The organism is Burkholderia sp. HAN2018 (assembly GCF_024704855.1).
Taxonomy (GTDB): Bacteria; Pseudomonadota; Gammaproteobacteria; order Burkholderiales; family Burkholderiaceae; genus Burkholderia; species Burkholderia cepacia.
On the sequence record NZ_QOBB01000216.1, the window covers coordinates 1 to 11804 of the forward strand.

Here is an 11804-nt window from a genome sequence, read left to right on the forward strand (position 1 = left end):
CGCGAACTCGCGGTTGCCGAGCACGGAGAAGAACGTGCCGACGGCAAGCGACAGCCGGCCGAAGAAGGACAGGTTGGATTCGGGCATGAGGTCTGGACTCCTGTGGGCTCGCGACACGGCGAGCGATCTTGCCTGGGCGCCCGGCGGCGGCGTGCGGATTGCGCACTGCCGCCGCCCGGCGCGTGATTCGGTCGCGCCCTCGCGGGTGCGGAAAACCCGTATTTTGCCCTGTGGCGGGCGAACCGGGCAGAAGTTGGGGGACAGAACATCGCGGCGCGACGGTTTCGGCCGCGCCGGCGCGCACGGCGGCCGTGCCCGGCCGCGATGCTGCAGCGCGTCAGCGCGGCTTGCGCCGCCGGGCCGCCTTCGCTTCGAAATCGCGCGACAGCATGCCGAGCGTGACTTCGCCGAAGCGCGCGAGCAGCGCCGTCTCGGCCTCCTTCAGCGTGGCCGACAGGTGCGCGTTGACGGCCTGCTCGACCAGGCATTCGGCCTCGTCGTCGGTGACGAAATCGGAGAACAGCGGCGGCTCGCCCACCGCGCCATAGACGTCGAGCAGCGTGATGTCGTCGAGCGCGACACTCAGCGCCCACCCGCCGCCATGTCCCTTCTCCGACTGCACGTAGCCGTGGTCGCGCAAGCCGCCGAGCAGGCGTCGCACGACCACCGGGTTCGTGCCCAGCATCGTCGCGATCGTCTCCGACGTCAGCGGGCCGTCGGCCTGGTCCATGTGGATCAGCACGTGCAGCATGCGCGACAAGCGGCTATCGGTTCTCACGGGCGGCGCCCCTCTCTCGAAACTTTTGAAGTTGCGTGAATGATACCACCGCCCTATCATGCAACTTCTCGTGTTCCATGAGTTGGATGCCATCGGAACACGTCCTTCATTCACGCAGGTTCAGGAAAGGAGCGGGTGCATGCATGACCATCATGAAGTGATCGTGATCGGCGGCAGCTTTGCGGGGCTGTCGGCCGCGATGCAGCTTGCGCGGGCGCGCCGCCGCGTGCTCGTGATCGACGCCGGCCGGCCGCGCAACCGCTTTGCCGCGCACGCGCACGGCTTTTTCGGGCAGGACGGCAAGCCGCCCGCGCAGATCGTCGAGGAAGCCGCCGCGCAACTCGCCGCGTATCCGACCGTGCAGCGGATCGCAGGCGACGTGCGCACGGCCGAACGCGATGCAGACGGCCGCTTCCACGTGACGCTGGCCGACGGCAGCCGGGCCGGCGCCGACCGGCTGATCCTCGCGACCGGCATCCGCGACGAACTGCCCGCGCTGCCGGGGCTCGCCGAACGCTGGGGCGTCAGCGTGCTGCATTGTCCGTACTGCCATGGGTACGAGGTGAGCGGCCGGCGGCTCGGCGTGCTCGCCACGCATCCGCTGTCCGTGCACCAGGCGATCCTGATTCCGGACTGGGGCCCGACGACGTGGTTCACGCAGGGCGTGGTCGAAGCGAACCACGAAGAAGCCGCGTTGCTCGACGCGCGCGGCGTACGCATCGAGCGCTCGCCGGTCGTCGAAATCCTGGGCGACGCGCCGCGTATCGAAGCGTTGCGGCTCGCCGACGGGCAGGTCGTGCCGGTCGATGCGCTGTTCGTCGGCGCGCGTACGGCAATGGCGAGCGATCTCGCGCAGCAGCTCGGCTGTGCATTCGACGACGGGCCGCTCGGCCCTGTCGTGCGCGTCGATGCGGGGAAAGAGACGAACGTCGCCGGCGTGTTCGTGGCCGGCGACGCGTCGACGCCGATGACCAACGCGACGTTCGCGTCGGCGTCAGGCGTGATGGCCGGGGTCGCCGCGCATCGGTCGCTGATTGCCGGGCTGCGCGCGTGACGCGGCGCGCAGCCCCGGGGCACACGATCAGGACTTCGCGATGCTCTCGAGCATGTGGCGCGCATCGTTGATCAGCACGCCGAAGTCGACCGTATCCGGCGCGGTTTCGACACCGGTGATCACCGCCGTGATCACCGCCTTCGACCCGTTGTGGTACGGATACACCTGCGTGACATACGTCATGTCGCGACCATGCAGCGTGGACACGAAGTAGCTGCTGTAGATCTTGCCCGTCACGGGATCGGCCCAGCCCTGCCGCGCGGTCATCGGACGCGCGAGACGCATGAAGTTCGCGGTCACCGATTCCGAGTTGTACGGCGAATCCACCTCGAAGCGGTAGACGATTTGCAGCGACGTCAACTGCGTGCGCAGGTCAGCGTCGTTGAAGTTCGGCACCGGAAACTTGCCGATCAGCCCCTGCTGATAGGCATTGCGCGTCATCGGCTGAAACGCGACCTGATAACCCTTCGGCGATTCCTGCACGTTGAAGTTGACGTCGTACTTCACGCCCGACCCGGCGACCCCGTTGTCCGTACGCGCATGGACGACGAACGATCCGGGCGTCAGGTTCTCGAAGCGAAGCCGGTAGTACTGCGCGTTCGCGATGACCTGCACGCTGCGGCTGTCGTAGCCGACATCGCGGACGATGACCGTCGAATACGGCGCGACCTTGCGCGGCTGGATGCCGGGATCGTTCGGAATCTTCAGGACGACCGGCTTCTGGCTCGACACGTCGGTCCGGCCCGCATCGGACGTCAGCGCGCCCATGATCCCCTGGCCGGCCTGTTGAAGCGGGTTCGTCGCGCCGCACGCGGCGAGCGAAGCGGCCGCGACGACGATTGCGAGGCGGCCTGCCAGGGGACGGGTAAAGACGGACTTCATAAGGTGAGAGGCTCCATTTTTTCGTTGGAATAGGTCACGGCCTTCCACGGCATGCACCGTGCTGGTCTGGACACGCTGCACAGAAAGCCGGACGTCGTCTCTATATCGGCGCAACGCGACCGTTCTTTAAGCCGTCGACACCGGCCATGTCGCCCGCGCCGCCGCCTCGATGGCTACGACGCGTGATATGCGGTTTAATGCCCTGCATCGTTCACATTAAGAGACACGAAATGCTCGACCTCGACGACCTTCGGCTCGTACGCGCGATCGGTACGTCGCGCTCGCTGGCCTCCGCCGCCCGGCTGCTCGATCTCACGCCGCCCGCGGTCACGATCCGCCTGCAGCGGATGGAAGCGCGCTTGAACGCCAGGCTCGCGGTGCGGCAGCCGAAAGGGATCGCGTTGACCGACGAAGGGCAACGGCTGTACCAGGAAGCCGTCGACATTCTCGAGCGCGTGGACGCGCTGCCGGTCAGCATTTCAGGCGACCACGGCGACGTGCGGGGCACGCTGCGCGTCGTCGCCCCGCTCGGCTTCGGGCGAAAGTACGTCGCGCGGATCGTGCGCGACCTGCAGCGCGCGCACCCGAAACTCGACATCACGCTCCACCTGTCGGACAGCCCGTTGACCAGCGCGTCGGGGGCCGACGTGGTCGTGCACGTCGGCAGCCTCAAGTCGTCGTCGTGGATCGGCTATCCGCTTGCGCCCAACGAGCGATTTCTGTGCGCGAGCCCTGCTTATGCCCGTCGCATCGAGGCATTGAACCATCCGTCCGACCTGGCCCGATACGACTGCCTGTGCCTGCGCGAGAACGACGAGGACATCCCGCGATGGCGCTTCTCGTCCGGCGGCGACGTCAAGGGTGCACCACGCCGGTCCGCCGTGATCCGCGTCACCGGCGCGCTGTCCTCCAACGACGGCACCGTCATCACCGAATGGGCGCTGGCCGGGCTCGGGATCGTCGAGCGCTCCGAGTGGGATGTCGCTCCGCTGCTCGCGAACGGCAGGCTCGTCCGGTTGCTGCCCGACTGGCACCTGCCGCCCGCGCCGGTCACGGCGCTGCTGCCGTCGCGCACCGGCCGTTCCGCGCGGCAACGGGTATTCCTCGAAGCCGCGACGCGGTTGCTGAGCCCGCCGCCGTGGCGCGGCAAGGCATGAGTGGCGCCGGGTTCGGGCTCGGGCTCGCGCGATCCGGTCGATTAAACGGTGTTTAATGCCGTATTAGCGTTGCGTTAAACACGCGGCCCGTCGACGCGTCTACAGTGCTCGCACCGGCAACATTCCGAGGCAACGCATCGTGGACCTTCAAACCCTCAACACCCCGGCCGCCCTGATCGACGTCGGCCGCATGCGTCACAACATCGGCCGCATGCAGGCACACCTGGATGCGCTCGGCGTGAGGTTCCGGCCGCACGTCAAGACCACCAAATGCACGCACGTCGTCGATGCCCAGATCGCCGCGGGCGCGCAAGGCGTCACGGTGTCGACGCTCAAGGAAGCCGAACAGTTTTTCGCGCACGGTATCCGCGACATCGTCTATGCGGTCGGCATGGTGCCCGCGAAGCTCGGCCAGGCGCTCGCGCTGCGCCGGCAGGGCTGCGACCTGAAGCTGGTCACGGACAGCCTGCCGGCTGCACACGCGATCGCCGAATTCGGGCGCGCGCATGGCGAGCGCTTCGAAGTGTGGATCGAGGTCGACGTCGACGGCCACCGCTCGGGGATCCCGCCCGACGCGGGCCTGCTGATCGACGTGGGCCGCGCGCTGGTCGACGGCGGGCTCGTGCTCGGCGGCGTGCTGGCGCACGCGGGCTCGAGCTACGAATACAGCACGCCCGAAGCGCTGGCGGCCATCGCCGAACAGGAGCGCAGCCGCACCGTGCGCGCGGCAGAACGCCTCCGGGCCGCCGGGCTGCCCTGCCCGGTCGTGAGTATCGGCTCGACACCCACCGCGCTCGCGGCGCGACACCTCGACGGCGTCACCGAGGTGCGTGCCGGCGTGTATGTGATGTTCGACCTCGTGATGCACAACATCGGCGTGTGCGACCTGTCCGACATCGCGCTGTCGGTACTGACCACCGTCATCGGGCACCAGGAAGAGAAAGGCTGGGCGATCGTCGACGCAGGCTGGATGGCGATGAGCCGCGACCGCGGCACGCAGCGTCAGGCGCGCGATTTCGGCTACGGGCAGGTCTGTACCGAACACGGCGACGTGCTCGGCGACTACGTGATGAGCGCCGCCAACCAGGAGCACGGGATCGTGTCGCGCGCGGGCGCGCCCGACTCCGGCATCGCGCACCGGTTTCCGATCGGCACCCGCCTGCGCATCCTGCCGAATCACGCGTGCGCCACCGGTGCGCAACATCCCGAGTATCAGGCGATCGGCGACGACGGCAGCGCGCAGGCGTGGCCGCGCTTCTACGGGTGGTGAGCCGAACCGCGCGCCCGCACCGTGTCGCCGATGCATTGACTATTTGTCCAAATCTGGACAAGATTTAAACACCTTCGTTTTGCGTTGCGCCGAAAGCGCTTGCCCGAACATGCCGACAGACGCCCGACTCCTGCTTCTCGACCGCGATGCCGTCGAACCCGCCCTCGAGGCCGCGCAAGTGACGGCGGCGGTTCGCGAAGCCTTCGTGTTGCACAGTCAACGGGCCGGACGCGTGTTTCCGGTGGTTCGCGAGAAGCTGCACACGGGCGGCGTATTCGGGATCAAGTCGGGCGACGTCGCGCGCCAGGAACTGCTCGGCTTCAAGGCGGCCGGGTTCTGGCCCGGGAACCGGGCGCTCGGCGGCGAACCGCATCAGGCCACCGTCGCGCTGTTCGATCCGGCCACGGGCCGCCCGCTGTGCATCATGGACGGCAATGCGATCACCACCGCGCGAACCGGTGCCGCCGGCGGCCTCGGGCTGCAACTGCTCGCGCGGCGCGACAGCACGCGAATCTGCGTGTTCGGCACGGGCGTGCAGGCGCGCGTCCAGCTCGACTACGCGCTCGGGCTGCTGCCGCAACGGTGCACGGTGCGGTACGTGAACGTCAGCGGCGAGCCCGACCCGGAGTTCGAATCGGCGTTCCGGGAGCGATGCACGATCGGCGTGGCACGCGACCGGAACGACGCGGTGGCCGATAGCGACTTGGTCATCACGGCAACACCGGGCGGCGGCGCGCTGTTCGATGCGGATGCGGTTCGGCCGGGCACCCACCTGACCTGCGTCGGCGCCGACACGGCCGGCAAGCGCGAGCTTCCGGCAGGCGTGCTGGAACGCGCGCGCATCGTCGTGGACGATCACGATCAGGCACGCAGCATCGGCGAGTGCCAGTGGGCGCCGGATTTGCCACGCACTGAAATCGGTGACATCCTCGCCGGAACCGCGTCGCTCGACCGCGCGCCGCACGAGATCACCGTCTTCGACATGACCGGGCTGGCGCTTCAGGACCTGACCGTCGCCCGCTTCCTGTATCGACAGGCCCTCGAAAACGGCACCGGAATTTCCATTCCGTGGCCGTGGTAAACGAAACCCTCTCGTCAACCGCCATGCGTCTCGCCAAAGTTTCCGCCCTCTCGTTCGACCTGGACGACACCCTGTGGCCGTTCGGGCCGGCCGTCGTACGGGCCGAAGCGGCGCTTCACGCATGGTTGATCGAGCACGCGCCCGGTACCGCGCGCGTGCTGTCCACGCAGCAGGCGCTGAGCGGGTTGCGTGAGGAATACGAACGATTGTGCCCCGGGCTCGCCGGCGATTTCCGTGCGATGAGGATCGGATCGATCCGGCTTGCGCTGGAGCGTGCGAACGAGGATGTCGCGCTCGCCGAGCACGCGTACGCGGCGTTCTTTGCCGCGCGCAACCGGGTCGAATTCTATGACGATGCGTTGCCCGCGCTCGCGTGGTTGAGCGCGCGGTTTCCGTTGATCGCGGTGACCAACGGCAACGCCGACCTGCAAATGACCGGCGGCGGCGAATACTTTCGTGCGACGCTCAGCGCGCAGGCGTTCGGGGTCGCGAAGCCGGAGCCCGGGATCTTCCATGCGGCGGCGGAAACGCTCGACGTGCAGCCGGCGGAACTGCTGCACGTCGGGGACGACTATCACCTCGATATCGTCGGTGCGTTGAACGCGGGGCTTCAGGCAGCGTGGGTGGTTCGCGACACGCATCCGGAACCGGAACGTGTGCAGCAGCAGGCCGCCGCGCCGCACCTTACGCTCAACGACCTGTCGATGCTGTGTCGCGCGCTCGGCGGGCCTGACGACGTAGCGTGAGCGTATGCGCCTGCGCGCGCGACGCACGCTTTAACGCCATGACACGCGGCCGGCAGGCATTCGCCCACTGCGCAAACGGAACGGCCGGCCTGGCCGATGCGGCCCATGGCCGGCCGCCGCACGCTCACGCCGCCTTGCGCGCGTCCGCGATCCGCTGCGGCGCCTTCGGCCGCGCATACAGCCGTTCGAGGTACGCCCGCAGCTGCGGGAACGATTCGATCAGGTTGCATTCGCCGGCCCAGTCGATCAGGTAAGCCGTCACGCAATCGGCCACCGTCAGCGTGTCGCCGACGATGAACTCGCGCCCTTCCAGATGCTTGTCCAGAATCGCGGCCATCGTCCTGAAATCCTCGCGCGCCAGCTCGATGTCGGCCGGCGAGCGCTTCTCCGGCGGATAGAGGAACGAATGCCGCGTGATCCGCCACAGCGGCTGCTCGAGCTCCGTCACCGCGAACATCACCCACCGGTAGGCCTGCGCGCGCAGCGCCAGATCGACCGGCAGCAGCGCCTTCTCCGGGTACTTGTCCGCGAGATACAGCACGATCGCGGCCGATTCGGGAATCACGAGGTCGCCGTCCACCAGCACGGGCACCTTGCCGGCCGGATTGAGGCGCAGGAATTCGGGCCGCTTGTGCTCGCCCTGGAGCAGGTTCACCGAGACGAACTCGAAGTCGGCATCCAGCTCCTTCAGCCCCCACAGCGCGCGCTGAGTGCGGGTGCCGGCAAATCCGTAAAGCTTCATCGCCAGTCTCCATCCAGAATGTCGGAAATTTCCGCATGCCGGCCACGGCGCCTCGCCGATCCGCAACGCCTGGCCTCGCTCGTCGTTTACGCGCCGGGAATCGCCAGCACCGGCATCACGTCGATCGCCACACCCGGGAACAGCGTGAAATGCGGATGGCCTTCGAACAATGCAGCGGCCGCGTCGTGCGACGCCGCCCGCACGACGGTAAAGCCGCTCATCGCGTTCGCCGTGTCGGTGACGCCGGCCGCATCGATCGTCTTCGTCTTGCCGAGCGGCCCGCCCATCTCGACGATCGCGTCGCGATTGCGGTCGACCCAGGCATGCCACGCGGCGATGCCGTCGCGCTCGCGCGTGCGCCGCTCGTCATCCGGCAGCGCCAGCCAGGCCTTCATGGCCGGGCTATCCTTGGCGCCGAGAAATACCGCGAGATACAACTGCTGTTGAGCACTCATGCCGCCTCCTCCGGTGACGGGCACGACGGACTGCCGCGCCTCGACCTTGACACGATAGGTTGATATCAACACAATTGCAACATGGCACGAAAAGAAAAGCTCCCTTTCGAAACGACGCTGACGGTGCGCGATTGCTGCCTGTGCCTGCACATGCAGCGCGCGGCGCGCAATCTTGCGCGGATTTTCGACGATGTGCTGCGCCCGCTGGACCTCACCAACGGCCAGTTTTCGCTGCTGATGTCGCTGAACCGGCCGCAGCCGGCGCCGATGAAATCGGTCGCCTCGGTGCTCGCGATGGATCGCACCACGCTCACGGCCGCGCTCAAACCGCTCGAGCGGCGCGGCCTCGTCACGATCGCGCAGGACCCGGACGACCGGCGCAGCCGTCTGCTCGAACTGACGCAGGCCGGCCACGACCTGCTGGCCGAGGCATTTCCGCTGTGGCAGCAGACGCATGCCGAGATCGAACGGCCGTTCGCACCGGGGGAAGTCGATCAGTTGCGCGGCCAGTTGCGTGTGCTGTCCGTCGATCCGGCCGAACGCGGCTGAACGGAACCGGCGCGCGACTTACCGCGGCAGGCCGGCCTGCTTCCGGCCCTTCTTCGGCAACAGCAGTTGGGCGAATTCCTGCAGGAAGGCCACGGGCCCGTGCGCATGCAGCGCCTGCCCGCTGCTCAGCGCGCCGTCGATGACGGTCGCGAGCCGCAGCGCGAAGGTTTCCGGTTCGTCGACGCCCATCGCGCCCGCCAGTTCGGTCAGCCGGCGCCGCAGCTCCTGCTTGTGCGCGACGGCCACCTTGCGGGCCGGATGATTGCCGTCCGCGTATTCGGCGGCGATGTTGATCTGCGGGCAACCGCGATAGCCGGGGCGCGCGACGCGTTCACCGATCCATTGCAGCTGCGCATCCAGTTCCTCGCGCGGCGTGCGCCGGTACTGCGCGGCCACCGCATCCCAATGCGCCCAGAAATCGGCGTCCTCGCGCAGCAGGAACGCTTCGATCAGGTCGTCCTTCGTCGCGAAGTAACGATAGAGGCTCGTCTTCGCCACGCCCGCCTGCGCGACGATCAGGTCCACGCCGACCGCGCGCGTGCCCTCCCGGTAGAACAGCTCGCTGGCCGTTTGCAGAATGCGTTCGCGCGTATCGGGCGCGTTCCCTGGTGTACCTGTTTCCTTTTTCATCCCGACCCGGCCATGCTGGCCGCCCTTGCCTCAACAGTGAGCCGATCATAGCACCGCGGGATTGACGACGATACAGGTCTGCACTATAAAACAGACCGTTCTGTATCGGAGTTGATCATGGACGATCGAATGACGGTTGCAGTCTATGGCGTCACGGGTCATACCGGGCGGTTTGTCGTCGCCGAACTGGCACGGCGCGGCCTGCGCGCGATCCGCATCGGCCGCGATGCGGCGCGGCTCGCGGAAGGCGGCGGCGAAGCGTCGCTCGCGCGCGTCGCCGCGATCGACGATCCGGCCGCGCTCGACACCGCGCTGCGCGGCGCGGATACCGTGATCAACTGCGCGGGGCCGTATCTCGATACCGCGCTGCCGCTGGCCGATGCCGCACTGCGGGCCGGCATCCCCTATCTCGACCTGACGGCCGAGCAGCCGTCGGTGCTGGCGCTGGCCGAACACTGCGATGCCCGGGCACGTGCCGCGGGCGTGACCGTCGTGCCGGCCGCGGCGTTCTACGGCGGCCTGGCCGACCTGCTCGTCACGGCCGTCGTGGACAAGAGCCAGCCGATCGAGCGCGTCGATATCGCGACCGGGCTCGACCGCTGGCACCCGACGCGCGGCACGCGCGCGACGGGCGAACGCAACCGCGCGGTACGGCTCGTGCAGCAGGACGGAAAGCCGACGCCGGTGCCGTCGACCGCACGCGAACGCGCATGGCTGTTCCCGCCGCCGATCGGTCAGGTCGACGTCACGCTGCTGCCGTTTTCGGAAGTGATGACGCTCTCGCGCCACCTGCGCATCGACACGATCGAATCGTGGCTCGCGACGCTCGCGCTGCGCGACGTGCGCGATGCCGCCACGCCGCCGCCCGCGCCGACCGATGCGCTGGGCCGCTCGGCGCAGCAGTTCGCGATGGACGCGATCGTCGTGCAGGGCGGCACGACGCACCGCGCGACCGCGTCCGGGCGCGACATCTACGCGGTCAGCGCACCGATCATCGTCGAGGCCGCCGTGCGCCTGATGACGGGCAACACCGTGGTGTCACGCGGCGTGCGCAGTCTCGGCGAACTGTTCGACGCGCGCGATTTTCTCGCGGCGCTCGATTCGGTGGCAGTATCGTTCGGCACGACGACCGACCCGGTTTTCCACAAGGAGACTCAAACATGAGCAGCAACGAGAAAGGCGCGTATTTCCGGTCGCTTCACCGCGCGGGCCAGCCGCTGGCGCTATTCAACGTGTGGGACGCCGGCAGCGCGCGCACGGCGGCCGACGCGGGCGCCGTCGCGCTGGCAACCGGCAGCTGGTCGGTCGCGGCGGCCAACGGGTTCGTCGACGGCGAGCAGATGCCGCGCGCGCTCATGATGGAGGTGCTCGAGCGCATCACGCGCGCGACCGACCTGCCCGTCACCGTCGATCTCGAAAGCGGGTACGGCGAGCGGCCGGAAGATGTCGCCGAAACGATCGCGCTCAGCATCGAGGCCGGTGCGATCGGCTGCAACCTCGAGGACAGCTTTCCGGCGACGGGCGAACTGCGCGACGTCGAAGCTGCCGCAGCCCGTCTCGCGGCAGCACGGCAGGCGGCCGATCGCGCGGGCGCCGACTACTTCATCAACGCGCGTACCGACGTGTTCTTCAAGGCGCCGGCCGACACGCACGACGAGCGCCTGCTCGATGCCACGCTGGCCCGCGCACGCGCGTACGCGGCGGCCGGCGCCGACGGGCTCTTCGTGCCGGGGCTGCGCTCGCCGGCGCTCATTCGTGCGCTGACGGCCGCATCGCCGCTGCCGGTGAACGTGATGCGCGTCGCGGAAACGCCGACATTGGCCGAACTCGCGGACTACGGCGTGGCCCGCATCAGTCACGGGCCGTATCCGTACCTGCAGGCGATGAAGACGCTGGCGGAGATGGTCAGGCAGGGCGGCTAGGCGATGCATGATGAACGCCAGCCGCCGCGATCGGCACGCGCCGCCGCATGAACCGGGCCGGTTGCTGCGCGACTGGCGCGGCGTCACGCCCGCGCAGATCGCGCAGGGGCGGCGGATTTGCGACATCGTGTGCGTGCAGAACCACTACAACGTCGCACATCGCGGCGACGATGCGCTGATCGTCGCGCTCGCCCGCGACGGCATCGCCTACGTGCCGTACTTTCCGCTCGGCGGCTTCCCGCCGCTGCAGTCGTCGACACTGTCCGACGTGGCGGCGCGCGTCGGCGCGACGCCGATGCAGGTCGCGCTCGCGTGGCTGCTGCGCCGCGCGCCGAACGTCCTGCTGATTAGCGGCACGTCGTCGGCCGCGCATCTGCACGAGAACCTCGCGGCGTCCGGCCTCGTGTTGCCGGACGATGCGCTCGCGGACCTCGACCGCATCGCGGGCGCCGGCACCGCCTGACGCTCGACGAGCGGACGGCCGCCGGCGGGCCTGCACCACCGAGCGGGCCTGCCGGCCGGTCAGGACGCAGCGACG

13 protein-coding genes and 2 pseudogenes are annotated in these 11804 nt (G+C 68.5%); 9 read left to right on the forward strand and 6 right to left on the reverse strand.

Annotated elements, in window-relative coordinates:
- Together DPV74_RS33340 and DPV74_RS33345 are read right to left on the reverse strand one after the other, a co-directional pair.
- A pseudogene (locus DPV74_RS33340) lies at window positions 1-87 on the reverse strand (DUF2760 domain-containing protein); the annotation flags it as partial.
- Between the two features lie 250 nt (window positions 88-337).
- Complete coding sequence (locus tag DPV74_RS33345) at window positions 338-778, reverse strand: Rrf2 family transcriptional regulator (RefSeq protein WP_119338729.1); 441 nt, start codon at window positions 776-778, stop codon at window positions 338-340.
- Between the two features lie 139 nt (window positions 779-917).
- Here DPV74_RS33345 and DPV74_RS33350 point away from each other — a divergent pair, with 139 nt between their 5' ends.
- Entirely contained in the window at window positions 918-1832 is a 915-nt protein-coding gene (locus tag DPV74_RS33350; RefSeq protein WP_119338730.1) for an NAD(P)/FAD-dependent oxidoreductase, read from the forward strand.
- A 27-nt stretch (window positions 1833-1859) separates the two neighbouring features.
- On the opposite strand, the gene DPV74_RS33355 is transcribed toward DPV74_RS33350, so the two are convergent.
- The gene (locus tag DPV74_RS33355) at window positions 1860-2714 is read right to left on the reverse strand and encodes a hypothetical protein (RefSeq protein WP_060064914.1); all 855 of its coding nucleotides are present in this window, start codon (window positions 2712-2714) and stop codon (window positions 1860-1862) included.
- A 230-nt stretch (window positions 2715-2944) separates the two neighbouring features.
- Here DPV74_RS33355 and DPV74_RS33360 point away from each other — a divergent pair, with 230 nt between their 5' ends.
- The 4 genes from DPV74_RS33360 (at window position 2945) to DPV74_RS33375 (ending at window position 6968) form a co-directional block, all read left to right on the forward strand.
- Window positions 2945-3871, forward strand: a complete 927-nt coding sequence (locus DPV74_RS33360; protein WP_091920268.1) for a LysR family transcriptional regulator — start codon at window positions 2945-2947, stop codon at window positions 3869-3871.
- 139 nt (window positions 3872-4010) lie between these two features.
- On the forward strand, window positions 4011-5141 hold the full coding sequence (locus DPV74_RS33365; RefSeq protein ID WP_119338731.1) for a DSD1 family PLP-dependent enzyme: 1131 nt from the start codon (window positions 4011-4013) through the stop codon (window positions 5139-5141).
- A gap of 109 nt (window positions 5142-5250) precedes the next feature.
- Entirely contained in the window at window positions 5251-6222 is a 972-nt protein-coding gene (locus tag DPV74_RS33370; RefSeq protein WP_119338732.1) for an ornithine cyclodeaminase family protein, read from the forward strand.
- 23 nt (window positions 6223-6245) lie between these two features.
- Window positions 6246-6968 carry an HAD family hydrolase gene (locus tag DPV74_RS33375; RefSeq protein WP_060171390.1) on the forward strand — a complete coding sequence of 241 codons (723 nt, stop codon included), beginning with the start codon at window positions 6246-6248 and terminating at the stop codon, window positions 6966-6968.
- 124 nt (window positions 6969-7092) lie between these two features.
- Here DPV74_RS33375 and DPV74_RS33380 read toward each other — a convergent pair whose 3' ends face one another.
- Together DPV74_RS33380 and DPV74_RS33385 are read right to left on the reverse strand one after the other, a co-directional pair.
- Window positions 7093-7710, reverse strand: coding sequence for a glutathione S-transferase family protein (locus tag DPV74_RS33380; RefSeq protein ID WP_059693726.1), 618 nt, complete (start codon window positions 7708-7710; stop codon window positions 7093-7095).
- Between the two features lie 86 nt (window positions 7711-7796).
- On the reverse strand, window positions 7797-8165 hold the full coding sequence (locus DPV74_RS33385) for a hypothetical protein (RefSeq protein WP_060208321.1): 369 nt from the start codon (window positions 8163-8165) through the stop codon (window positions 7797-7799).
- 81 nt (window positions 8166-8246) lie between these two features.
- On the opposite strand from DPV74_RS33385, the gene DPV74_RS33390 reads away from it, so the two are divergent.
- Entirely contained in the window at window positions 8247-8714 is a 468-nt protein-coding gene (locus tag DPV74_RS33390; RefSeq protein WP_119338733.1) for a MarR family winged helix-turn-helix transcriptional regulator, read from the forward strand.
- 18 nt (window positions 8715-8732) lie between these two features.
- Here the strand turns inward: DPV74_RS33390 and DPV74_RS33395 are convergent, their stop codons facing one another.
- Complete coding sequence (locus tag DPV74_RS33395; protein ID WP_119338734.1) at window positions 8733-9344, reverse strand: TetR/AcrR family transcriptional regulator; 612 nt, start codon at window positions 9342-9344, stop codon at window positions 8733-8735.
- Between the two features lie 117 nt (window positions 9345-9461).
- Here DPV74_RS33395 and DPV74_RS33400 point away from each other — a divergent pair, with 117 nt between their 5' ends.
- The 3 genes and pseudogenes from DPV74_RS33400 to DPV74_RS33410 form a co-directional block, all read left to right on the forward strand.
- Complete coding sequence (locus DPV74_RS33400) at window positions 9462-10508, forward strand: trans-acting enoyl reductase family protein (RefSeq protein WP_119338735.1); 1047 nt, start codon at window positions 9462-9464, stop codon at window positions 10506-10508.
- The gene (locus DPV74_RS33405; protein ID WP_091920277.1) at window positions 10505-11266 is read left to right on the forward strand and encodes an isocitrate lyase/phosphoenolpyruvate mutase family protein; all 762 of its coding nucleotides are present in this window, start codon (window positions 10505-10507) and stop codon (window positions 11264-11266) included. Before DPV74_RS33400 ends, DPV74_RS33405 begins: the two co-directional genes overlap by 4 nt.
- A gap of 82 nt (window positions 11267-11348) precedes the next feature.
- A pseudogene (locus DPV74_RS33410) lies at window positions 11349-11729 on the forward strand (aldo/keto reductase); the annotation flags it as partial.
- Between the last annotated feature and the right edge of the window lie 75 nt (window positions 11730-11804).

What these genes read in the sequence shown, in the direction of transcription:
- DPV74_RS33405 (WP_091920277.1), top strand. Translation starts at nt 10,505, where the DNA reads ATGAGCAGCAACGAGAAAGGCGCGTATTTCCGGTCGCTTCACCGCGCG.
- DPV74_RS33390 (WP_119338733.1), top strand. Translation starts at nt 8,247, where the DNA reads ATGGCACGAAAAGAAAAGCTCCCTTTCGAAACGACGCTGACGGTGCGC.
- DPV74_RS33350 (WP_119338730.1), top strand. Translation starts at nt 918, where the DNA reads ATGCATGACCATCATGAAGTGATCGTGATCGGCGGCAGCTTTGCGGGG.
- DPV74_RS33385 (WP_060208321.1), bottom strand. Translation starts at nt 8,165, where the DNA reads ATGAGTGCTCAACAGCAGTTGTATCTCGCGGTATTTCTCGGCGCCAAG.
- DPV74_RS33395 (WP_119338734.1), bottom strand. Translation starts at nt 9,344, where the DNA reads ATGAAAAAGGAAACAGGTACACCAGGGAACGCGCCCGATACGCGCGAA.
- DPV74_RS33355 (WP_060064914.1), bottom strand. Translation starts at nt 2,714, where the DNA reads ATGAAGTCCGTCTTTACCCGTCCCCTGGCAGGCCGCCTCGCAATCGTC.
- DPV74_RS33380 (WP_059693726.1), bottom strand. Translation starts at nt 7,710, where the DNA reads ATGAAGCTTTACGGATTTGCCGGCACCCGCACTCAGCGCGCGCTGTGG.
- DPV74_RS33375 (WP_060171390.1), top strand. Translation starts at nt 6,246, where the DNA reads ATGCGTCTCGCCAAAGTTTCCGCCCTCTCGTTCGACCTGGACGACACC.
- DPV74_RS33370 (WP_119338732.1), top strand. Translation starts at nt 5,251, where the DNA reads ATGCCGACAGACGCCCGACTCCTGCTTCTCGACCGCGATGCCGTCGAA.
- DPV74_RS33360 (WP_091920268.1), top strand. Translation starts at nt 2,945, where the DNA reads ATGCTCGACCTCGACGACCTTCGGCTCGTACGCGCGATCGGTACGTCG.
- DPV74_RS33400 (WP_119338735.1), top strand. Translation starts at nt 9,462, where the DNA reads ATGGACGATCGAATGACGGTTGCAGTCTATGGCGTCACGGGTCATACC.